General features: G+C 55.5%; 26 protein-coding genes and 1 tRNA gene. 6 read left to right on the forward strand and 21 right to left on the reverse strand.

Annotated elements, in window-relative coordinates; translation table 11 throughout:
* Nucleotides 1–221 precede the first annotated feature (221 nt).
* From ACR0B8_RS05250 to ACR0B8_RS05265, 4 genes are all read left to right on the forward strand, one after another.
* Nucleotides 222–635 carry a thermonuclease family protein gene (locus ACR0B8_RS05250; RefSeq protein WP_480658249.1) on the forward strand — a complete coding sequence of 138 codons (414 nt, stop codon included), beginning with the start codon at nt 222–224 and terminating at the stop codon, nt 633–635.
* Between the two features lie 107 nt (nt 636–742).
* The gene (locus tag ACR0B8_RS05255; protein ID WP_480658247.1) at nt 743–2,101 is read left to right on the forward strand and encodes a hypothetical protein; all 1,359 of its coding nucleotides are present in this window, start codon (nt 743–745) and stop codon (nt 2,099–2,101) included.
* A 179-nt stretch (nt 2,102–2,280) separates the two neighbouring features.
* Nucleotides 2,281–2,856, forward strand: coding sequence for a super-infection exclusion protein B (locus tag ACR0B8_RS05260; RefSeq protein WP_480658245.1), 576 nt, complete (start codon nt 2,281–2,283; stop codon nt 2,854–2,856).
* Nucleotides 2,857–2,881: 25 nt separating this feature from the next.
* Nucleotides 2,882–3,085, forward strand: coding sequence for a hypothetical protein (locus ACR0B8_RS05265; RefSeq protein WP_480658243.1), 204 nt, complete (start codon nt 2,882–2,884; stop codon nt 3,083–3,085).
* A 66-nt stretch (nt 3,086–3,151) separates the two neighbouring features.
* Here ACR0B8_RS05265 and ACR0B8_RS05270 read toward each other — a convergent pair whose 3' ends face one another.
* From ACR0B8_RS05270 to ACR0B8_RS05370, 21 genes are all read right to left on the reverse strand, one after another.
* On the reverse strand, nt 3,152–3,484 hold the full coding sequence (locus ACR0B8_RS05270) for a hypothetical protein (RefSeq protein WP_480658242.1): 333 nt from the start codon (nt 3,482–3,484) through the stop codon (nt 3,152–3,154).
* Nucleotides 3,477–3,653, reverse strand: coding sequence for a hypothetical protein (locus ACR0B8_RS05275; protein WP_480658240.1), 177 nt, complete (start codon nt 3,651–3,653; stop codon nt 3,477–3,479). The genes ACR0B8_RS05270 and ACR0B8_RS05275 overlap by 8 nt, the downstream gene beginning before the upstream one ends.
* Complete coding sequence (locus ACR0B8_RS05280; protein ID WP_480658238.1) at nt 3,653–3,982, reverse strand: hypothetical protein; 330 nt, start codon at nt 3,980–3,982, stop codon at nt 3,653–3,655. The genes ACR0B8_RS05275 and ACR0B8_RS05280 overlap by 1 nt, the downstream gene beginning before the upstream one ends.
* Nucleotides 3,979–4,188: a hypothetical protein gene (locus ACR0B8_RS05285; RefSeq protein WP_480658236.1), complete on the reverse strand. Its 210-nt coding sequence runs from the start codon at nt 4,186–4,188 to the stop codon at nt 3,979–3,981. Before ACR0B8_RS05285 ends, ACR0B8_RS05280 begins: the two co-directional genes overlap by 4 nt.
* Complete coding sequence (locus ACR0B8_RS05290; RefSeq protein WP_480658234.1) at nt 4,188–5,507, reverse strand: phage major capsid protein; 1,320 nt, start codon at nt 5,505–5,507, stop codon at nt 4,188–4,190. Before ACR0B8_RS05290 ends, ACR0B8_RS05285 begins: the two co-directional genes overlap by 1 nt.
* Entirely contained in the window at nt 5,500–5,757 is a 258-nt protein-coding gene (locus ACR0B8_RS05295; RefSeq protein ID WP_480658232.1) for a hypothetical protein, read from the reverse strand. Before ACR0B8_RS05295 ends, ACR0B8_RS05290 begins: the two co-directional genes overlap by 8 nt.
* Nucleotides 5,754–6,044 carry a hypothetical protein gene (locus ACR0B8_RS05300; RefSeq protein ID WP_480658230.1) on the reverse strand — a complete coding sequence of 97 codons (291 nt, stop codon included), beginning with the start codon at nt 6,042–6,044 and terminating at the stop codon, nt 5,754–5,756. The genes ACR0B8_RS05295 and ACR0B8_RS05300 overlap by 4 nt, the downstream gene beginning before the upstream one ends.
* On the reverse strand, nt 6,041–6,595 hold the full coding sequence (locus ACR0B8_RS05305) for a hypothetical protein (RefSeq protein ID WP_480658228.1): 555 nt from the start codon (nt 6,593–6,595) through the stop codon (nt 6,041–6,043). Before ACR0B8_RS05305 ends, ACR0B8_RS05300 begins: the two co-directional genes overlap by 4 nt.
* Before the next feature lie 120 nt (nt 6,596–6,715).
* The gene (locus ACR0B8_RS05310; RefSeq protein ID WP_480658226.1) at nt 6,716–7,291 is read right to left on the reverse strand and encodes a hypothetical protein; all 576 of its coding nucleotides are present in this window, start codon (nt 7,289–7,291) and stop codon (nt 6,716–6,718) included.
* A 190-nt stretch (nt 7,292–7,481) separates the two neighbouring features.
* Nucleotides 7,482–7,826 carry a hypothetical protein gene (locus tag ACR0B8_RS05315; RefSeq protein ID WP_480658224.1) on the reverse strand — a complete coding sequence of 115 codons (345 nt, stop codon included), beginning with the start codon at nt 7,824–7,826 and terminating at the stop codon, nt 7,482–7,484.
* Complete coding sequence (locus tag ACR0B8_RS05320) at nt 7,813–8,310, reverse strand: hypothetical protein (RefSeq protein WP_480658222.1); 498 nt, start codon at nt 8,308–8,310, stop codon at nt 7,813–7,815. Before ACR0B8_RS05320 ends, ACR0B8_RS05315 begins: the two co-directional genes overlap by 14 nt.
* 766 nt (nt 8,311–9,076) lie before the next feature.
* Nucleotides 9,077–11,440 (reverse strand): VapE domain-containing protein, encoded by a 2,364-nt coding sequence (locus ACR0B8_RS05325; protein ID WP_480658220.1) that lies wholly within the window; start codon nt 11,438–11,440, stop codon nt 9,077–9,079.
* 158 nt (nt 11,441–11,598) lie between these two features.
* Nucleotides 11,599–11,892 carry a helix-turn-helix domain-containing protein gene (locus tag ACR0B8_RS05330; RefSeq protein WP_480658218.1) on the reverse strand — a complete coding sequence of 98 codons (294 nt, stop codon included), beginning with the start codon at nt 11,890–11,892 and terminating at the stop codon, nt 11,599–11,601.
* Nucleotides 11,885–12,082, reverse strand: a complete 198-nt coding sequence (locus ACR0B8_RS05335; RefSeq protein WP_480658217.1) for a hypothetical protein — start codon at nt 12,080–12,082, stop codon at nt 11,885–11,887. The genes ACR0B8_RS05330 and ACR0B8_RS05335 overlap by 8 nt, the downstream gene beginning before the upstream one ends.
* 175 nt (nt 12,083–12,257) lie before the next feature.
* The gene (locus tag ACR0B8_RS05340) at nt 12,258–13,328 is read right to left on the reverse strand and encodes a tyrosine-type recombinase/integrase (RefSeq protein ID WP_480658215.1); all 1,071 of its coding nucleotides are present in this window, start codon (nt 13,326–13,328) and stop codon (nt 12,258–12,260) included.
* Nucleotides 13,316–13,672 (reverse strand): hypothetical protein, encoded by a 357-nt coding sequence (locus ACR0B8_RS05345; protein ID WP_480658214.1) that lies wholly within the window; start codon nt 13,670–13,672, stop codon nt 13,316–13,318. Before ACR0B8_RS05345 ends, ACR0B8_RS05340 begins: the two co-directional genes overlap by 13 nt.
* Before the next feature lie 129 nt (nt 13,673–13,801).
* A tRNA-Gly gene (locus ACR0B8_RS05350) sits at nt 13,802–13,875 on the reverse strand.
* A 65-nt stretch (nt 13,876–13,940) separates the two neighbouring features.
* Nucleotides 13,941–14,768 (reverse strand): polyphosphate kinase 2 family protein, encoded by an 828-nt coding sequence (locus ACR0B8_RS05355; RefSeq protein ID WP_226688426.1) that lies wholly within the window; start codon nt 14,766–14,768, stop codon nt 13,941–13,943.
* Nucleotides 14,769–14,898: 130 nt separating this feature from the next.
* A complete protein-coding gene (locus ACR0B8_RS05360) occupies nt 14,899–15,963 on the reverse strand; it encodes a methyltetrahydrofolate cobalamin methyltransferase (protein WP_170348771.1) in 1,065 nt (354 codons plus the stop codon).
* A gap of 9 nt (nt 15,964–15,972) precedes the next feature.
* The gene (locus ACR0B8_RS05365; RefSeq protein ID WP_170409947.1) at nt 15,973–16,899 is read right to left on the reverse strand and encodes a methylenetetrahydrofolate reductase; all 927 of its coding nucleotides are present in this window, start codon (nt 16,897–16,899) and stop codon (nt 15,973–15,975) included.
* A gap of 26 nt (nt 16,900–16,925) precedes the next feature.
* Nucleotides 16,926–17,222 carry a virulence factor gene (locus ACR0B8_RS05370; RefSeq protein WP_170324990.1) on the reverse strand — a complete coding sequence of 99 codons (297 nt, stop codon included), beginning with the start codon at nt 17,220–17,222 and terminating at the stop codon, nt 16,926–16,928.
* 241 nt (nt 17,223–17,463) lie between these two features.
* Between ACR0B8_RS05370 and ACR0B8_RS05375 the strand changes: the two genes are divergently transcribed.
* Together ACR0B8_RS05375 and ACR0B8_RS05380 are read left to right on the forward strand one after the other, a co-directional pair.
* Nucleotides 17,464–18,576 carry a Ppx/GppA phosphatase family protein gene (locus tag ACR0B8_RS05375; protein ID WP_170358558.1) on the forward strand — a complete coding sequence of 371 codons (1,113 nt, stop codon included), beginning with the start codon at nt 17,464–17,466 and terminating at the stop codon, nt 18,574–18,576.
* A complete protein-coding gene (locus ACR0B8_RS05380; protein WP_170348775.1) occupies nt 18,576–19,292 on the forward strand; it encodes an RlmE family RNA methyltransferase in 717 nt (238 codons plus the stop codon). The genes ACR0B8_RS05375 and ACR0B8_RS05380 overlap by 1 nt, the downstream gene beginning before the upstream one ends.
* Nucleotide 19,293: the final 1 nt, after the last annotated feature.

Consider the following 19,293-nt stretch of genomic DNA (forward strand, 5'->3'; position numbering starts at 1 on the left):
CTGAATTACCGCTAGTCGGAAGGTCAATCTTGCAGTTGTTCGAAAACCCACTCCAAACACTGGCCGTAGCAACCGGACTGATACTGGTCATTTCGCTGCTGGGTTCTGCACGGTTTTACCTGACTTCACGCCGTCCAACCGGCAACGTCATTCCGTTCCGCCGCAGATCAATAGTCAGGCTGCCGCGCTCACTGTCACCTAAGCGGCCTGTGATTGTCTGGATGGCAGCACTAATCGGCGTCGCTCTATTTCTTACCAGCTTCGGTTCAAACCCAACCGACCGACGCACAGTGGAAGGCCCCGCCCGTATTCGGGATGTGGACACTGTGGTTGTTCAAGGCGTTGCTGTGAGGCTGAACGGCATCGACGGGCCAGAACTGAGTACAAGCGCCGGGATGGCTGCAAAGCAGTGGATGGCGGATCACCTGCGCGGCAAGACGGTCACCTGCGAACTGAATGGGGAACGCACATACGACCGCTGGGTAGGTGTTTGCTATGTGGATGGGGAAGACATCGGCGCGGCCTCAATCGCTGCCGGGCATGCGCTGGACTGCCGCCGGTACTCAGGTGGTCGCTACCGTCGCCTTGAGACACAGGAAGCCAGAGCAAGGATAGTGCGGGCCGGATATTGCTAGGTAGTGACCATCGTGACACAGCGATATGGAGACCGCCCGTTGCGCGCTAGAACATTTGCATTTTTGATATTGTTACGCTGCTAGTGAGGCAAAAGAGTAAAGAACAAATGAAGAAGCGTCCAACGAAGAACGAAATAGAAAAAACATTCAACTTCGTTCTAGATGAGTTAATCCGTCATTTAGAAATCACTGAGGACATTGAAAAGTTCAGGCAAGTGATCCAAGAAGACGGCTGGCCCCGCGAGTTACCATTTCCAGACGGTCATCGGAGAATGATCGGGAAAGATGCACATGAACGGCTGGCAAGCCTAGCGCGAACGATTGTAGCTACTGATGAAAGGCTGACGGGAAGAGTCCACCCAAATACCTTTTTTCAAATCCTATCAGAAGAGCTTGGAACTGCGATCTGGGAACGGAAGGAAGTCAAGGAACGCGAGTTCATAGAAACTTGTGTGGAATTGACAATTTCGAAGAATCTCAAACCTAGAGAATACTATATCCCTTGTATCGCCCCTTATTACCAAGGAATGACCCAATTCCGGATTGGGCCAGTTACCTTCATCGCCAAACCTCATTTCGTCAAGAAATACACTGATAGAATTCAAACATCTAAGTTCGATAACTTTCAGGAATTCTACGCGGTTCAGAACTGGGTCGCGCACGTTAGAGTCGACGGGTTTGACAAGGAAAGAGCTGAAGAACGAGCCTTCCTAATTGTTCGCCTGGCGATAGCGTCTATTAAGGCAAGGTTAGAGCTTCCTCTTGCCCAGTGGTTGGGTACTGAAAAACAGTCTATGCCCGGTTTGACCTACTATTCTCTAACATCAGAGCCAGATGGGCCCGATCCGCGAACGATCAATTTAGGATGGGGGCGTCAGTTCATTCTCAATGGTAGCAACAGTCAAGTTGAAAGCTTGGTGGCTGTTTCGTCCCGGACTTGGTTCACCTTGTTCGGTGCCTTTCTCGAACAGATCACTTGTCTTGGGCAATGGAGTTACCTGGAATCAAAAATTGTAACCGCGCTAGTTTGGTTGGACATAGGAAATAGTCCAATCAGCAATGCTGAAAGAGTTGTTGCGTTCTCAAACTGTCTAGAAGCAATTTTTGTCACAAAAAAGGGCAACAAGAAAACGCAACTAGAAACAAGATCGCGATATCTTCTCGAATACTCCGGGTGGAACCAGAACTTGAACGAAAAAGTTGGAGATTTCTATTCGAAACGTAGTGATATCGTTCATGGCGATGTAATGCCTGTTGCTGCAGAACATTCGAGTACAGCGCATACAGGCAAGTACTTGACTGACGTGTGTATTGAAGGATTTGTTCACTTTTCGCATTGGTTGCTTGCTAAACACAACCACCTAAACACAATGGATCATGAACTCCCGTACACTGGGCATGGAAGCTATTTTCGCGCAATGGAGCAAGAGCTTCCACTTTTCATACAGGAATTAAAGCAGCGGTAGAACGACCCGGCGTGGCGAGTATTGACCATCTGGCAGGTTGCGACCATCGTCCCGACGTGAAGCACTCAAGAAAGCTGAAAATTAGAGCCAGAAGTTTGCGGCATGCGCAGCAGATCGTTGGCCAAAAAACCGAGTAATCGCACCGCTGGTTGAGTGCGTGGATTAAGGCAGGACAGAACATGACACCAGACCCAAGGTGGTTAGAAATACTGAAGGCGAGTAGCTGGCAACTTGGTGGTATAGCTGGTGCGCTTGCCGCTTTCTGGCTAATGCTCAAGTTGGAAGTTCTGCCACCAATTGAAAGCCCATGGGCTATCTATGGAGTCCCTTTAGCGTTTCTTATAACCGGTGGAATGTCTGCAGCGGGGTTGTTTGAGCATCTTTCTAAGTTCGCGGCAGAAGCTCTAAAAAAGAGAAGACAGAAGCTAGATCGAGACGTTGCGGTTAAGCGAGAGCAAACTGAGCTGCAAGAATACATTCCCTTCATGACCGAAAGGGAAAAGCAAATTCTTGGATACCTATTGGAAAAGAACCAAAAAATGTTCACGGCTGAAACAGACGCGAGCTTGGCCAGCACACTTTATGCGCGTCGCTTTGTGCGAATGGCTATGAAAACCGCGCAGGCAGTAGATCCGTTGGCCGTGCCTTTCCATGTTCCCGACCACCTTTGGGAAATTCTAGTAAAAAACCGAGAGCAATTCCCAACCGGGTTTCCAAAAGGCGGGCGTCCCCCATGGCGGGGCGGTCCATGGTAGAAAGTCAACTTCAAAGGAGTAAAAAATGTATACTTGGCAAGTGGATATCTATGCTGGCAAAGACGACGAACTTCCATACCGCAGAGCAATTGTTAGGGCAAAATCCGAAAGCGCTGCCATTGACGAGGTTACGGCTGCTATGGGAGACGATATGAGGGCGGATTTTAAGTTCGTTGCACAAGACGATGCCTCATTGCCTGAGAACACGGTATTCTGGTTCCCTCACTAAGAGGTCTTATTCAACGTCAAATATAGGCAACTGAGATTTTGGCACTAATGCCATTAGTCGTTTCCGCTAATCCACCACAGTAAGAGGTTCCACCCATGACGGACGACGCACGGCCAGAAACCGCCCGAGACTTTGCGCGTTGGCTCGAAAGTGTCGCAGCCACCGGACCAGATCAAACCGATGGTTCCACAGTTCCTGCATCAGAAATTCACGTGAACCGTCACAGGACGCAAACACCCGCAGGTTCAGCACCGGCACAGCGTCCACGACTGCAATAAGGCCGACGTGATTTGCGTCGATCCAATTGCCACAGATCGACACGTGCCACCCTGCATCCGCGAACGGTTGCAGGGCTTCTTCCAGTTCAGCGGCCAGATATTCAACGGTTGGATCATCCATGACGCGCGTCCAGCGAACGTTGCAGGCTGGCAGCAGCCGTGTGCAGACCAGCAGACCGTAAACTTTCAATGCGGGCTTCGATTTGCTCTGTCGGCAGGCGGTCGTCCAAGCTGGCACGGGTCGCGCGCAAACGCCCCTGCGGGTTGCCGCCGAGTTCCTTATAGGCCATCAGGCTGCCTCCAACTTTGCACGGACCGCACGGACCAGTTCGAACTTTGCTTTTTCCCATTGCTCGTCGGTCAGGGGTTGTCCAATTCGGTCTTCCAGCTTGGCGCGAACGCCCGCCTTTTCAGTCGCATCCCTGATCTTGCCGTCCAACACGGCAAGACGGTCCAGTTCGGCGCTGACCTTTTCACGCAGTTCGGCTTCGGCGTTAGGACCGTTCAGTACCGCGAACATTTCCGCCTTTTCTTTTTCCCATTGCTCGTCGGTGAACTGGCGACCAGCCTTTTTTTCGATTATCGCCCGCAGGAGGTCTTCCACGTGTTTCGGGGTCATGTCTTGATCCTTTCTTCATAGGGGACCAGCGCGGTCTGAATGCGTGCGATCAGGTCCAGTGTTGGATTGCCGTAATGCGTCACGCACTGCCGGGTAGCTGTCGCCACGACGTTGCCGCGATAGTCCATTACGGTTGCGATTGGCCGGTTCTGATCGTCCTTTTCGACGGCCAGTTTCAAACCGGTATTTGCGACCTGTTCAAACATCAGAGCCAACTCGGCGCGGTTACAGTGGCAATCGCACCTGTTTGCAGCAGCGCCCAACCAATGCCGTGCTGGATCACACGCAGGGCGGTTCCGTTTACCTGGTAAGTGCTGCGGACCTCTTGCCCGTCCGACACTTGGCCGGGCTGATCGTCCATCACGACCGATGCCGTCCCGCTGCTGTCCGTCTCGGGCAAACCCGGTGCGAGGATGAGCGATGCGGCATCCAGCGCGACGATGCCGGTCACATTGTCGGACACAATGAATGGCAAGCCCATTAGACGACCGGCCCGCATTTCATCGCGGAACAGGAACAGGCCGTGGTCCACGTAGTATTCCAGCGCGATTGCGGTCATCGTATCCAGCAGGAACACGGGACGCTTGGCCCGGATCGCCACCATGGCAGCCAGCAGCGCTTTCAGGTCGTCCAGCGGCCCGGTGCCGGGTGTGATGGGCGTTACGCCGTTCAGTAGCCCGACAGGCGACACACCGGCCACCGCAACGTCCGCAGACAACAGCTTGCCATCCAGAGCCACGGACAAATCGTCTTTGATGAATTGTTCTGCCAGACCAGCGATATTCGGAACGCTGGTGTTCGCCAGTTCGTTGCTGAATATCGTGATCGCAGCCAGCTTGTGCGGTGTCAGGCTCTGGCTCGTCAGCGACCCTTCCAGAACCGGGATAGGCTGGGCTTCACTGATCCATTGCGGCGTCAATCCACGGTCGCCTTCGGCCCGCTTCGGCACGGATACGGACCCGGCGTCATTGAAGCCGAACGGGGTAACCAGACCACGCGCCACAAGCGCACCGATCACGCTGACCGGTTCCATTGCTTTCCAGAATGCCAGAACGTCGTTCTGCACCAGTTCCGCCGCCCATCCGGGGCTGGTCGTAGTGGCCGGATCGGTTGCCGCCTTGGCGACTTCTCGACTGAACTTGTGGTGATCGCCGGGCAGCAGGGTTGCCAGCGTCTTGTCCACGCTGCGGCGTTTGACCTTGTGCATGAACTCTGCCGTCATGCCCGCAGACAAACACTTGATCAGGTCTGGACGGGCCACAGTGCCTTTGGGTTTGGCTGGTGTCTTGGTGGTCGCGGTGACGGCCAGCGGACGGGCCATGGCACGTTCCATGCCCGCGATCTGGCCGGTCAGGGTTGCTACCTGATCTTTCAGGCTGGGCAAGTTCTGAATGTCGTCTTGCAATGCCTTCGCGCGGACATCGAAGGCTTCGGCGTATGCCTGCTCTTTTAGCGCCCGCAAACCTTTCTGTTCCAGTGCGTCGTCATGCAAAGGACTCGACTGTTTCAAAAGCGGTTTATTCATAGTCGTAAACTCCTTGGATCAGCTTCGCGGCCTGTGCGCGATAGCGTTTCGCCATGTGTTCGCCGTGGTCGGCTTCGAACTGTGCGAATGTTTCGTGGAAGTGGTCGGCCAGCATGCGTTCGGCCAGATCGTCCACACGGTCAGCCGGTACACCGCCAACGATCAGATCGGCCTTGTATTTGGTGCGCAGCGACTTGATTGCGCCGGGCATGGTGCCGATGATTGCGCCTATTACGGTCTGCGGTTTCATTCGGTACCGCCTTTTGCATGGAATGCCTTGGTGGCTTCCATGGCGCGGCGTTCGCCGGGTGTCAGGTCATCCAGAAACGCGCCTACATCGTCGGACAGAGCTTTGGCGTCCTTAGCAATTTCGACTTCCAATGCCTTTTCCAGTTCAAAAATGCGCTTTTCCAGCGGGACAACCGTCTTGGCGATCACACGCGCAATCATGTCTAACTGCTTATGCGGCATGCGGCCTGACGAGGCTGGTGCCGGTGCTGCCCGCTGTTCGGTGGCACTTCTAAAGGGGTTCTTCATTGCTTCACCTTCCCGGCGACTCCGCGCCATGTGTTGTAGGACTTGCGGAGCCGTTCGGTCTTACGGGTCGGTTTGAACCGCGCTGATTTCAGTTCAGCCAGATACGCACCAAGGGACGCCGTAGCGGCCAGATCGGCGTTGTTGTCATCCAGCCGGTCTTGCGCCTTTTCGGCGCTCTGACGGGCGCGCTGTGCGGCGTGTGACAGTTTTTCAGCCAATGCCTGCCGGGTCTCATCGGACGCACCCCAACGGACCAGCTTACAGGCCAGCCCAACGGGGCCGGTCCGTTCCAAGGTCACGTGGCCGGATCGCAGCACCAAGGCGGCACGGTCGAACGCGTCCGCCTTGGCTTCTGTATCCGCAATCGCGCGCTCACAGGCTGCAATGTCACGGGCGAATTCAGCGGTTACGGTTTCCCGTTCGCGTGTCGCGCCCTGTGTGCCGTCCTGTTCAGCGTGGCTACATTTGTTGAGAGTTGCCCGGATAAACCCGGAAGCTTTGACCAGCTTACGCGCTCGGGTTGGCGCGGTCTTTAAAGTTAATGCGGTCATGTCGTCCGGTCCCACTATTCAAGGTGAGACAACGCTACGACGGACAAAGTGATTCGTCTATATATAGTATATGCAATCGTTTCGCGCATACATTTACACAATATATTGTATGCTCGAAATTCAGATACCAGGTGGTTTACGATCTGGAATTGCGGACACTAGAACTCGATATTTACGAAGACTGTTACGAACGTCTGCGTAAATATTCGCGGCTCCTGAGGCATTTTGGTTGAGCACTGCACTTGAAATGCGATCCAAATGGGATGCGATGTAACCCAGCAGATTGTTGGTCGACTCCAAGGCTTCGTAGGTAATTTCGTGTACCTTGCCGTTCAACTCGGTTCTGATGAACACGTTTGATGCGGTTCCGCCTTCTGCGTTAAAACCTGAAATTCCATGTGCGATACGGTTCCGCATGAGTAAACCGTCGGCCATAATGGCGAAAACTTCGTCGACAAATTCGAGATGCTCAGGATTACTTGCTGTCACCGCTTTGTGTAACTGCCTCCATCGGTCGAGTGTTCGTGAAACACCGTGCACCGGCTGCGATGTGCCGTCCGCATCAAGTTCACACAACACCTGCTTCATTCGCCTTTCCAGCATCGACCAGACGAAGAAATGCGTTCCAACCGCCTCTTTCAAATCTCGCAAACTGATCACGGTATTCTCATGAGTCACTGTGATTTCCGTTGCCATCCGTTATTCAATCTCAAAAGCCACGTGATCGGGGCAAACTGACACCCCATATCACTGTCCTCTATCGGTCAGTCCCCGACGTTGTATTGAAGCTTGTTTTACCGACGGAATGCCGGTTCTGTCATAGCTTTTCGGAACCGGTGCCGGACTTGCTGTGCCTTTTCCAACATCTTTTGCAGCCCGGACATGTTTAGGCGGCCTCTTTCGCAAACCTGTAATCCCTTCTGTCTGTCGGCCAGTCGCCACGCAGTATCTGCATGACGCCGGGCATGCCTTGCGGTGCGTCAAGCGCCCGGTGCCGCCCGTTCAGGTCGGCCAGCCATCTGCTGGCAGCCTGAAACTTGGTGTCTGTCTCGGAATTGCCGAACGATCCCATCAGCCACGCCATACGCAACCGTTCTGGATCGACAAAAGCGGCCAGTCGGTCGTTCAGAAAACAGGCCAGCGCCATACTCTTGATCGGGCAGGACGGCCAGCGGATCGGACCGCCCATGGCCCGTTCCAGTTCAGCCTGTGTAATGTCAGTGTCCACCATGCGACTCCATCTGTGCGTCCAGCCATGCTTCAAACCCACCGGATCGATCCGTTGCAGGTGTGGCTTCGGTTGCGGGTGTGGTGTGTGCCAGTGCCGCCGGTGCGCCATCCTTCGACCGGATGCCAAGGTCACGGCATAGGTCACGCTTCTGTTTTTGCAGATCAGCCACAACGGCGTGGATCGGGTGCCGGGCCGTGACGCCGTTTGAAAGCGTCACAACCGTCGGCACCATCTGGGCCACCATGCGCTGTGTGCGTAACTGTTCTTCGGTCACGGCCAGATCGACCAACAACAGCAGATCGGCCTGTGACCATCCGTCTGGCCGGACATTGTAGAGGCGTTCAAGGCTTTCTCGACCATAAGTCCCTAGCAACTCAATTCCCGGCAATTCCGGGCAACCCTTTTCCGGTGCAGCCGCAGATCGCGTCGCCTGTAATTGGCCCGCAATACTGTCACTTCTTTGTTTTCTGTCTTTATTCGTCATGGCTGCCCATATTCCGAATTATTCGGTCTTGTTACGGACCATTTTCGCGTCGAAGTAACCGCAAATCAAGCGCGGTTTTCTATATGCGGTAACGTAGGGTATTTTTGCAATTAGCCTTTAAGATCGCGTCCCCAGATCGGTGCGGACCCCTAATGCAATGTTTCGACACACCCCGCCCCTAATTGGTGCAACCTGCGGCAGTTGTTGGCGGGGTGGTGGCGTGAAAGCATATATGTGTCATACATTTATGCTAAATCTCTGAACTGACGCGTGGGCCGGGACGTGTGCTGTCATCAGCAGGATTGCCACGCGTTAGCGTATCAAAATGCGACGTTCTAATTCGGTCCGAAGCGGTCCGTAATTGCTCCGCATGTACCGCAATTCCCATCCATGAATTATATACAACTTATAGGAATAAAAGATATATGAATTCAGTTTAAATGTACCCCTCATTTAGCCGGATGGGACAGATGGGACAGATGAATCCTATAGACTCTACAGCAGTGGGACAGATGGTGGGACAGATAGTGGGACAGATGGGTGGGACAGATGGGGGTTATAGGCATTTTAGTATATGGTTAACCACCCGTAATTTAATAACAAAAAGTACATAAAGTTCCCTATGTCATATTTATCTGTCCCATCTGTCCTGAGATATGGGTAATCGGATATATGTGCTAAAATCGGACCCATCTGTCCCACCCATCTGTCCCACAAAAAAACGGGCCAAAACGGCCCGTCTCATATAGCTAGCACTTCTATATGTTCAGCGTACGAACTTGGTGGTCTTTCCGCTGCCCGCTCTTACACGTCCGCCGGGTTTGAAGCCGATGGACTTCAACACGGTGGACACGCGCCGGGCTACCGCTGTCGTCTGTTTCTCTGGCGAGATGGACAGAATTTCGAAACACCGCAGGGTCGTCACTTCTGGATAGCTCGACAGGTTTAGTTCCAGCAATTCCGCCCATGGGTCGCGCTCAACACGTTTCTGTTGCTCTGCCAGCGCCACAGCGTTCGCCTGCACATCCAGCGTCCAGCGTTCGTCCTGACGGTACGCGTGGACCGCTTCGGCCCATAGCTGATCGCGGACGGCTTTCAGTCCTTCAATATCGAATTGCTGGCCGGACGTTCGAACAATCCAGAACCGGCGTTCGCCTGCCGGGTCTTTCAGGTAGTCGTCCCGGTTCGTCGATCCTGCGAACACGCATTGGCGCTCATACTCTATTTCCGTCCGACCGTACGGCGGCCGGAACCTTTCCACCTGACGTGTCAGAAACGACCGCATGGCTTCTAGCTGACCGCGATGTACTTGCGTCAGTTCGGCCATTTCAATGATCCACCTGCCGCGCAGGTAGTCCGATGCGTCTTTGGTGTGGAAGTCGGGCAGACTGTCACCGAACCATTTCGGGTTTGGGCAGAGTGCGGCCAGAGCGGATGATTTGCCGACACCCTGCGGACCTTCGAACAGCAGCGAATTGTCCATTTTACAGCCGGGCTGTAATCCTCTGGCAACCGCGCCGATCATCCACTTGCGCCCGATCTGGGACAGGTAATGCAGATGTTCCGGGTCCATCCGTTCGGGCTTACAATAGGTCGTCAGCCACGACCCAATGCGGGGCGTACCGTCCCATTGCAGGCCGTCCAGATAGTCGCGTAACGGGTCCATTCGGTTCATGGAAGCAACAAGGTCAACCGCACGGATGACGTCACCGATGCCGATCTTGGCGAACATGTAGGTTTGGAACCACCAATGGACGCGGTTGTAATCGCTGTCTTCCAGTTCGCGCCCCATGTCGTTCGCACGGGCAATACCAGGTAGCTGCTTTGTAATGACCGTTCGACCCGTGAACGTGTTGAAGGCAAACGCACCGGCCCACATGTCCATGTTGTTTAAAAGCGATACGACGTTCGCTTGGTTCGGCACCAGATCGCCGTCAGCGTTGTACGTGTGGTCGATGCCCGGCACCAGTGCGCCCTGAGGCACCGCAGCAGTCGTCTGAGGCATGACAGGGGCATTAGGTGCCGGTAGCGTCACGCCGGGTGGTAGAGCCATCACTGGGGCGTCCTGCGGCATACCGGCGATTTCTGCCTGTTGCAGCCGCATACCGGTCCGCACACGCCCGTCCAGATCGCCGGGTAGCTGACCCCCGCAGGACTGCCGTGCCCAATAGACCAGCTTGCCGAAGCCATTGCCGCCGTCCGGGTCGATCCCATCCCATTCCCGCTTGGTCACTGCCGCGTCGTATTTTTCAGGGCAGCGTTCCGAAAACCGGGCGAACGCGGACCACCCAGCCGATCCGGCTGCATTCTTGATTGCGATACCCAGAAACTTCCAATCTTCCCACGTCAGGTTATCGTTCTTGATCAGGTCCGCGATGGGTTCGACAAGGGTCGGGTCATGTGGCTTCGGTCCCAGATTTGAACCAGTTCCGTCGGATGGGTTGACAGTGCGCAGCTTGCCTTTGGTCCAGCCACGGGCCTCTGCAATCGCGGCCAGTTCTTCGGCCATGAATGTGACCTGTTCCTGACTGCATTCCGGCACCTGATCCGCGATGAGTTGACGTGACCATTCGTACTGGTTGCCTGATGGGTGCGTACCTAGAATGACGGCTTGCGATGGTCGACCCTTGGACGTAGCGCCCATAACTTCGATCAGTTGAGTGTCACATCCTTCCTTAGTGAATTGCTGTCGCTGGCGTTTGACTGTCTCACCAGCCGGGATACGGAACAGGACCATGAATTTAGGCGCGGCACCCACACGGACGAAATAGTTACCATCGCCCCACAAGTCGATCTGCGCGCGCATCGCAGCGGCAAGTTCCGGGTCGGTCACGTCTACGTCCAGACCCACCCATCGGTAGCCCATTTTCAGTCCGACATTCGCACCAAGACGGTCCCACCGTTCCAGAGCGTATTTGCTCATCACGTATTGAGGCCAGCTTCCCATGCCGTCCCATTTCCCGTGGTAGAATTCGCCGGGAACCTTGCCGGTCGATTTTGGATCGACAAGGCTGTGTTCGTGAAGTTCCGCCCCCGGTGGAATGACCGGGATGGTTTCGTGAAAGCCTGCATTCCATGCCTCGGCCAAATGGCCGGGGGTTGCAGTCAAAGACGCAATTGGGGTATTCATATACCTGACCTCGTAAGGTTATAGTTTCACCCGGTTAGCGCCCCACGCGCTGCCGGGTTGTTTTTTTGTCCCCAGACGGTCGGATCAGGAGCGCCAACAACTGATCCGGGTTCTGTGCAGACCGGTATGTGATTACCGACCCGCCTAGCCCGCAGTATTCATTTGGTCCGACCATCCATCCATGAAAGGAATGCGTCGGTTCGCACGTACCGTTTGCGCGCAATCTCCGACATGGCGGGCCAGTCGTCCGCCTTTGCCAATTCGTACGCCGTGGATTTGCTAGTTCCCAAAACTGCAATCACATCTTCTGGGAAGTTCATTACTGGCTTGCACAGGATCGACGTGACTAATTCGTTCTGGTCGATTTCATTCCGCAGCCGGTTCGCTTGATCCACCACTGCCTGACGGACCGTCGCGGCCAGTTGTTTGTTCAGCGCCTCGGTATCAATCATTGCACTGTTCCAATTGTTCGGCCCGTGTCCGATGGTCTGGCCAGTAACGGCGCGCGTTCGTACCGAACGTGATGAATGCCGGGCCAGTTCCGCGCCGCCGGTGGTACGCCAATGTCTGTGGTTGCACCCCCAGTTGGGCGGCTTTTTCCGACTGCGTCAGCGTCGGTTGTTCCGTCCAATCCCAGTTCATTTTCATAGCCTCCTTTTCGCCATAACGAATCGTTAACATCCGTTAAGCACGACTCGCAAGCCATTGTTTTTACTCTATTTTCATATAGGTTTTTTTCATATATGCTAAAATGCATAAAAAAGAGCGGGTTAACGTCGAAACCCGCTCTCAAAAAAATTTTGACGATACCAGGGATTTACAGCAAATCGCTTTCTAACGCCCCAAATGCCTTGGCTTGCAGGTGCGCAATGACGTGACCGTAGGTCTGCTGGATCATTTCCGGGCTAGTTCCGCAGTGGCTGGCAACGGCAAAAATCGGAACGTTTCTGTACAGCGCTAGAGTGATGAAACCGTGCCGCAGAGCATAGGTGGTAGCACCGCCCGTCAGATCGTTCGGCAGGTCTTCCCAGCGCCGCAGATACATGTCGGAACTGATCGGCTTGCCATCTATCTCAAACAGGTGCGTCTTTGCGTTTTTCAGCCGGGCCACAAAAAACGCCGCAACGCCGGGCGTTAGGACAATGTCACGCCGTCCCGTCTTGCCGGAAAGGGTCAGCACCTTCCCACGTAGCGCCGTTCGCTTGGCGGCCCGCAATTCGCCGGGTCGTGCACCGGTCAACCACAGACCTTTGACAAAATCATGAAAATCGCCTTCACCCAGATGGGACAGGATCGCGCGCACTTGTTCCGGCTCAAACATGGCCGCCTGTTCGTCCACGGGTTTTTCCGGCTCTTTCAGCTTGCGCAGTTTCTGCCATTCCCCGTCCACCGCATAGGCCGACAGCGCTGCAACCAGCGTTCCGCGAATCTTGTTCACGGTCACAATGCCCCTGCCCGGTTCCACCAGTTCGTCGCGCCACTTGTTCAGGGTCGCAAGCCTCGTCCGACTGATCGGGTGTGACCGAAGGCTTTTCATGTGTTTCAGGTGACTACGGATCGTCGCCATGGGACGCGTACCCTTTGTAATCCCGCAGGCGCGTTCATACGCGTCCAGAGCGTCCCCAATAGTCGCCTTAGCCGTCTCTATTTGTTCCGGGCCGTCTGAGGCCATTTTACGGACCGTGGCGGCCACTTCATCGAACGTCATAGCCTCCGTCGGGCCAAGTGCCTTGTCGGGCTGTCCCGGCACCCGTGCACCCCATGTGCGACCCAGCTTGCCAACCCGCAACAGAACATAACACTTGGACCCCAAAGGGTGTGAATAGTAGCTGGTGCGGGGCTTTAGCGCATCACGTTTGGCTCTGTTAGACAGGTCTATTCTGGACAAGGGAACACGTCCTTTAATGCAAGCAGCAACACAACACCCACATACATCTCCCCAAATTGAGGGATTTCGTTTACCTTCCGTTCCAAAATTGAAGCAGCTTGTTCGTCGGTAAGGGCAAGGTTTCTCGGCTGGCAAAACAACTTCTGACGCCCCGCAAACTGTAGATCAGAGTTTGCCCAAATTAGACCTTCCTTTGTTCCTCTCAGATAGAGGTTGTAAGAGTTTCGAATTTCTTCAGAGTTACTTTTCAGATTTGCGATTAGGTCGTTCGTTACAATCTCGCTGAACGCCGCTGTTGACAAAAAGGACACTACAGCGGCGGGAACCAGAATACTTAGCTTCATTCTAAATCCACCTACCTTGTTCAAAATTTGTTCAAAAATAGTTCTGAACGCCGCCGGACTAAAAATCAAGGGCTCTGGACTGATGCGGAAAATAGCCCCGTAAAGTAAGGGGTTTTTGTATGCGCTTTATGGAGCGGGTAGCGGGAATCGAACCCGCGCGTTCAGCTTGGGAAGCTGACAGGCTACCATTACATCATACCCGCCGCGTGGCGCTGAATAGCACCGGCGATTGATTAACCGCAAGCGTCTTTCCATCTCAGCTCCCATTTTACTCGGTCCGGGCACGCAGGTCGTCGATCAGGGATTGATCCACATCCAGCGCCTCGCATGCCGCATCCAGCGTGCGCTGATCCAGATGCTGCGGGTTCAGGTCGATATCTTTCGAAAACGCGTCAACAATTGCCTGCATTGCTTTGATTCTTGCATATTTCTTGTTGTTGGCAGGGATCACACACCATGGCGCGACATCGGTTGAGGTACGGGCCAACATTTCATCTACGGCAACTTCTGCTTCGGCCCATCGTTCGCGATTGCGAAAGTCCTCATAGGTCAGTTTCCACCGCTTCATCGGGTTGCGTAGGCGTTCGGTGAACCGCTCCATCTGTTCTTGCTGAGAAATGTGAAAGAACAGCTTTACGATGCGGGTGCCGTCATCCACCAGCATGCGTTCGAAATCGTTGATCTCGCGATAGGCTCCGCGCCAGCGCTCTTCCGGGGTGAACTTCTCGATCCGTTCGACCAGCACCCGGCCATACCAACTGCGATCAAAGGCAGAGATCGCGCCTTGAGGTGGCAACCTCTCCCAAAACCGCAACAGGTAGTGACGGTTCAGATAATAGTTCCGGGGTGCCCCAATCGGCCACACTTTGAAACTGCGTGGATCCAGAGCCTGACTGATCCGTCGGATCGTGCCGCCCTTGCCTGCCGCGTCCCATCCTTCAAAGACCAGCACGCCCTTGGTTCCGTGAAACAGAAACGCCTGTTGGATCAGCGCCAATTGCGCCTGCAACTCGGCCAGTTTCTTGAAATAGCTCTGCTTGCCCAATTTCAGGTTCAAGTCCGCTTCGGCGAGCTTTGGGGGGTGATGTCGGGTCATGATTGCGCTGGTCCTTCGTCATCTGTCCCAGTCAGTCTGACCCGCCACCCTCGCCTTAGCCTTGATTGGTATCAAGAACGAAAAAGGCTGGGCGCGAGGCCCAGCCTTTTCACTGTATATAGTGTCCGGTTCAGGACGCGCGGCGACGACGACCACCACCGCGACGGCCACCAGCAGCGCCTGCGGCCCCAGCTTCGTCCGGCGCTTTGTTGAACCTGATCCACTCACCGCCATGCGGGTCGTTATTGGTCAGCAGGTTGGCGGCACGAATGGCCTCCATTTCCTTGCCAGCGCGCGGTTTGGTCGAACCCAGGCCAAACATCTGGACGAAAGCCTCGTCATCCATGCCTTCGGGCAGGATGATGCCAGCGGCTGTGACGGCCTCTTTCTTCTCGGCAATCTTTTTCTGCGTCACCGGCAAGGCGACCGGGTTCATAATCGCCGAGGTCATGCCAGCGCCCATTGCCATCGGCAGGAACGCGTTATTGATGCCGTGACGGTTCGGCAGACCGAACGAGATGTTGGACGCACCGCAAGTGGTGTTCACGCCCAGTTCCTCGCGCAGGCGACGGACCAGAGCGAACACCTGCTGGCCTGCGGTTGCCATCGCACCGATGGGCATAACCAGCGGGTCAACGACGATGTCATGGGCCGGGATGCCGAAATCAGCGGCACGCTCGACGATCTTTTTGGCAACCTCGAACCGCACATCGGGATCTTCGGAAATACCGGTGTCGTCGTTCGAGATCGCAACGACTGGAACGTTGTACTTTTTGACCAGCGGCAGAACCATTTCCAACCGCTCTTCTTCGCCGGTGACCGAGTTCAGCAGTGGACGACCTTCCGCGGCTTCCAAACCCGCTTCCAAAGCGCCGGGAACTGAGGAGTCAACGCACAGCGGCACATCGACCAGCCCCTGTACCAGCTCGACAATCTTGCGCATCAGCGGCGGCTCGGTCTCGTTCGGGTTGGGGTTCGAGTTGTAGACAACGCCTGCGTTGATATCCAACACGGTGGCCCCTGCGGCGACCTGTGCGATGGCGTCTTTCTCAACGGTTGAGAAATCGCCCGCTTCCAGCTCTGCAGCCAGCTTTTTACGACCGGTCGGGTTGATCCGCTCTCCGATGACGCAAAACGGTTCGTCAAATCCCAGGACGGCTGTTTTTGTTTTTGATTCTACGACTGTACGGGTCATGTCCGTTCCTTAAGCGTTTGCAGGCTTTGCCGAAGCGCCGCCGTTATTGATCGCCCAGTTGGCGTTGGTCTTGATGCCGCCAAGTGGGAAGAAGTGTACGTTGGTGATGTTGAAATCCGGGTTGGCCGCTTTGTGGTTGGCCAGCTCAGTCACAACATCGGTCGGTTCATACGGCAGCAAGAGCTTCGAGACATCCATAGCGCGTTTTTGCAGAACCTTCAGCGACGGGCCAACACCGCAGGCGATGGCGAATTTGATCAAGGTCTGCAGCTTGGCCGGGCCCGCGATGCCGATATGGATCGGCAGATCGATGCCCGCTTCTTTCAGGCTGTCGGCCCATGCGATGATCGGCTTAGCATCGAAAGCAAACTGGGTTGCCAGAGCCATTTCCGCATCGGTGGTTTCCGAGAATTTCTGCTTCCAACGCAGCGCGTCGTCGACATTCTTGGTCGAGCCGTCCGGGTCGATGTCCTTGTTGCCCTCGGGGTGGCCCGCCACGTGCAGACGCTTGAAGCCTGCCTTGTCGAACAGGCCGGATTCCAGCAGTTGCATCGAGCTGTCGAAATCACCGTGCGGATTGGCGACACCACCGGCCAGCAACAGCGCTTGATCAACGCCCGCTTCGCCCTGATACATCGAGATCCAGTTTTCCAGCGTGGCGGCATCCTTGATGATCCGCGCCGGGAAATGGGGCATCACCGGATAACCTTCGTCGGCGATCCGCTTGGCGGTCTTGACCATATCTTCGATGGGCGTGCCCTCAATATGGGCGATGTAAACGCGGGTGCCTTCGGGCAACAGCGCGCGGAAATCTTCGACTTTTTCGGCGGTGCGCGGCATCACCTCGATCGAATAGCCTTGCAAAAAGGCTTCGACGGTCGGATTCACAGGGCCGTTTTCGACCGCATCACGTTTCTTGAAGTTCAGCAAAGCCATTGCGGCCTCCCATATAGATTTTGGGCTCATGCCCAACCGTCATTGGCGATCAGAGCCTTGATGCGGTCCTGATCGTATTCCGTTTCCAAACGCACGGCCTCGGCCTCGGCAATCTCGGACGGGTCGCCCTCGACAGCAAAGGGTTCGGCCTTGCGCCACTCGGCCAGATAGGCATCGCTGTCCTTGGCGTTCACTTTCATCGCAGCCCGGTCGATGGCTTGTTCGAACCGCTCCTCCAACTGCCGCTTTGCGCCACGACGGCCTTTGCCGACGATGACTTGGGCGGGAATATCGCGCCAGTATACGATGGTGACGTCAGGCATTGCCGTTGATTCCTCCTAACCAGATGGATCGGTTCTAGACTTCTATATGGGTCAAAGTCGGTCGATTTTCGACACAAGCAGTCTTTCAAACGACGTTTTTGTCCCCCACAGGATACGGCGCTTGTACTCAATTCTCGCGCAAATGCGCACATCAAAATACTCATCACTTTAATGAGCGTCTTGCACGAAACATTTGGCCGACCTATGGTCGGGGTAACTCGAAAATCGGAGGGCGTTGAAGATGGCGCCCAAGCGTCCCAAAGGTGCGGGCGCGTTCCCCAAGGCGGTCGAAAGCCCCGCGCCGGCAAGACCCGATCCAGATGCGTTATATGCGGCGCTGGATCTGGGAACAAATAGCTGCCGCATGTTGATAGCCCAACCCAAGGGTAGCGGGTTTCATGTGGTAGACAGCTTTTCCAAATCCGTGCAACTGGGCGCGGGGCTGGAACGGACCGGACGGCTGTCTCGGTCGTCGATGGCGCGCACCATTCAGGCACTGCGCATCTGTCAGCAGAAACTGAAGCGAAACAAGGTCAAACGGATGCGCCTGGTCGCGACCGAGGCCTGTCGGCGCGCCAAGAATTCTCGCGACTTCATCCGGCAGGTAAAACGCGAGACTGGCCTGACTCTGGAAATCATCCAGCCCGAGGAAGAGGCCCGCCTGGCCGTGATCTCGTGCGCGCCGCTGGTGTCGACCAAGACCGAACAGCTATTGGTCGTAGATATCGGCGGCGGTTCGACCGAGTTGGTGTGGATCGACGTCTCTTCCGTACCGCGTCGGGACCGTCCGGCGGCGATTATGCGGCTGCACCACGGGTTTCATACAGCCGATAGCCCTTTCCCGGCAGCAAAAGTGGTGGATTGGATCAGCGTTCCGTTGGGGGTGGCCACTCTGCGTGACCAGTTCAATGATGTCGAAGACGACTCGGCTCGTTTCGCGCTGATGAGCTGGTTTTTTGAAGAAAACCTGGCCGATTTTGCCCCCTATAAGGACGAACAGGCCCGCGAAGGGTTTCAGATTGTCGGTACTAGCGGCACGGTAACGACCGTGGCCGCCTCGCATCTGGGGCTAAAGCGTTATGACCGGACCAAAGTGGACGGTTTGCGTATGACCAGCGATCAGATTGACAAAGTCATACGGGGATACTTAGAACTCGGCCCACTGGGGCGGCGGCGAGATCCGCGTATCGGCGATGACCGGCAGGCCCTGATCATGTCCGGCTCAGCCATTTTGCAGGCATTGCTTCGCTGCTGGCCCACTGACCGCCTTTCCGTGGCGGATCGTGGGCTGCGCGAAGGCCTGCTTTATGCGCAGATGAGTGCGGACGGTGTATTGGAAGACGGACCGTTCTAATGGCGAAGACACCAAGTGGCAAAAACAACTCGGGCCGCGGACAGCGCGACCTGAAGGTCAAGGTCAAGACTGCGCGCGGGCGCAAGCTCAGCTCGACCCGTTGGCTTGAGCGGCAGTTGAACGACCCGTATGTGAAGCGCGCGCAAGCGGATGGCTATCGCGGACGTGCGGCCTATAAGATTTTGGAACTGGATGACAAGTTCCGCTTTCTCGTTCCCGGTGCGCGCGTGGTCGATCTGGGTTGTGCGCCCGGTGGCTGGCTGCAGGTAGCCGTTAAACGCGTCAATGCGCTGGGCGAGCGATCTGGCAAACGGATTGGAACCGTTCTGGGCGTCGACTTACAAGAGGTTGAACCGGTCGCAGGTGCCGAGGCGCATGTGCTGGACTTCATGGAAGACGATGCCGACGAAATGGTCAAAGCCTGGCTGGGCGGCAAGGCAGATGTCGTGATGTCCGATATGGCGGCGTCGTCGTCCGGGCATAAGCAAACCGATCACCTACGGATCATGGCCCTGTGCGAAACCGCGGCCTATTTTGCCTTCGACGTGCTGGAAGAAGGCGGCACGTTTGTCGCCAAGGTTCTGGCCGGGGGGGCCGAGGGCGATCTGCAAAAGTTGTTGAAGCAAAAGTTCGAAAAGGTGGCAAACGTAAAGCCCCCTGCGTCACGGTCTGACAGTTCCGAGAAATTTGTTGTCGCCACGGGATTCCGCGGCTGAC

Source organism: Ruegeria sp. BH6 (assembly GCF_056538105.1).

What these genes read in the sequence shown, in the direction of transcription:
- ACR0B8_RS05295 (WP_480658232.1), bottom strand. Translation starts at nt 5,757, where the DNA reads ATGAAACCGCAGACCGTAATAGGCGCAATCATCGGCACCATGCCCGGC.
- ACR0B8_RS05360 (WP_170348771.1), bottom strand. Translation starts at nt 15,963, where the DNA reads ATGACCCGTACAGTCGTAGAATCAAAAACAAAAACAGCCGTCCTGGGA.
- ACR0B8_RS05305 (WP_480658228.1), bottom strand. Translation starts at nt 6,595, where the DNA reads ATGACCGCATTAACTTTAAAGACCGCGCCAACCCGAGCGCGTAAGCTG.
- ACR0B8_RS05335 (WP_480658217.1), bottom strand. Translation starts at nt 12,082, where the DNA reads ATGAACTGGGATTGGACGGAACAACCGACGCTGACGCAGTCGGAAAAA.
- ACR0B8_RS05330 (WP_480658218.1), bottom strand. Translation starts at nt 11,892, where the DNA reads ATGATTGATACCGAGGCGCTGAACAAACAACTGGCCGCGACGGTCCGT.
- ACR0B8_RS05290 (WP_480658234.1), bottom strand. Translation starts at nt 5,507, where the DNA reads ATGAATAAACCGCTTTTGAAACAGTCGAGTCCTTTGCATGACGACGCA.
- ACR0B8_RS05320 (WP_480658222.1), bottom strand. Translation starts at nt 8,310, where the DNA reads ATGACGAATAAAGACAGAAAACAAAGAAGTGACAGTATTGCGGGCCAA.
- ACR0B8_RS05345 (WP_480658214.1), bottom strand. Translation starts at nt 13,672, where the DNA reads ATGAAGCTAAGTATTCTGGTTCCCGCCGCTGTAGTGTCCTTTTTGTCA.
- ACR0B8_RS05300 (WP_480658230.1), bottom strand. Translation starts at nt 6,044, where the DNA reads ATGAAGAACCCCTTTAGAAGTGCCACCGAACAGCGGGCAGCACCGGCA.
- ACR0B8_RS05315 (WP_480658224.1), bottom strand. Translation starts at nt 7,826, where the DNA reads ATGGTGGACACTGACATTACACAGGCTGAACTGGAACGGGCCATGGGC.
- ACR0B8_RS05325 (WP_480658220.1), bottom strand. Translation starts at nt 11,440, where the DNA reads ATGAATACCCCAATTGCGTCTTTGACTGCAACCCCCGGCCATTTGGCC.
- ACR0B8_RS05255 (WP_480658247.1), top strand. Translation starts at nt 743, where the DNA reads ATGAAGAAGCGTCCAACGAAGAACGAAATAGAAAAAACATTCAACTTC.
- ACR0B8_RS05375 (WP_170358558.1), top strand. Translation starts at nt 17,464, where the DNA reads ATGGCGCCCAAGCGTCCCAAAGGTGCGGGCGCGTTCCCCAAGGCGGTC.
- ACR0B8_RS05270 (WP_480658242.1), bottom strand. Translation starts at nt 3,484, where the DNA reads ATGGATGATCCAACCGTTGAATATCTGGCCGCTGAACTGGAAGAAGCC.
- ACR0B8_RS05380 (WP_170348775.1), top strand. Translation starts at nt 18,576, where the DNA reads ATGGCGAAGACACCAAGTGGCAAAAACAACTCGGGCCGCGGACAGCGC.
- ACR0B8_RS05365 (WP_170409947.1), bottom strand. Translation starts at nt 16,899, where the DNA reads ATGGCTTTGCTGAACTTCAAGAAACGTGATGCGGTCGAAAACGGCCCT.
- ACR0B8_RS05280 (WP_480658238.1), bottom strand. Translation starts at nt 3,982, where the DNA reads ATGACCCCGAAACACGTGGAAGACCTCCTGCGGGCGATAATCGAAAAA.
- ACR0B8_RS05310 (WP_480658226.1), bottom strand. Translation starts at nt 7,291, where the DNA reads ATGGCAACGGAAATCACAGTGACTCATGAGAATACCGTGATCAGTTTG.
- ACR0B8_RS05250 (WP_480658249.1), top strand. Translation starts at nt 222, where the DNA reads ATGGCAGCACTAATCGGCGTCGCTCTATTTCTTACCAGCTTCGGTTCA.
- ACR0B8_RS05265 (WP_480658243.1), top strand. Translation starts at nt 2,882, where the DNA reads ATGTATACTTGGCAAGTGGATATCTATGCTGGCAAAGACGACGAACTT.
- ACR0B8_RS05285 (WP_480658236.1), bottom strand. Translation starts at nt 4,188, where the DNA reads ATGTTTGAACAGGTCGCAAATACCGGTTTGAAACTGGCCGTCGAAAAG.
- ACR0B8_RS05355 (WP_226688426.1), bottom strand. Translation starts at nt 14,768, where the DNA reads ATGACCCGACATCACCCCCCAAAGCTCGCCGAAGCGGACTTGAACCTG.
- ACR0B8_RS05275 (WP_480658240.1), bottom strand. Translation starts at nt 3,653, where the DNA reads ATGGCCTATAAGGAACTCGGCGGCAACCCGCAGGGGCGTTTGCGCGCG.
- ACR0B8_RS05370 (WP_170324990.1), bottom strand. Translation starts at nt 17,222, where the DNA reads ATGCCTGACGTCACCATCGTATACTGGCGCGATATTCCCGCCCAAGTC.
- ACR0B8_RS05260 (WP_480658245.1), top strand. Translation starts at nt 2,281, where the DNA reads ATGACACCAGACCCAAGGTGGTTAGAAATACTGAAGGCGAGTAGCTGG.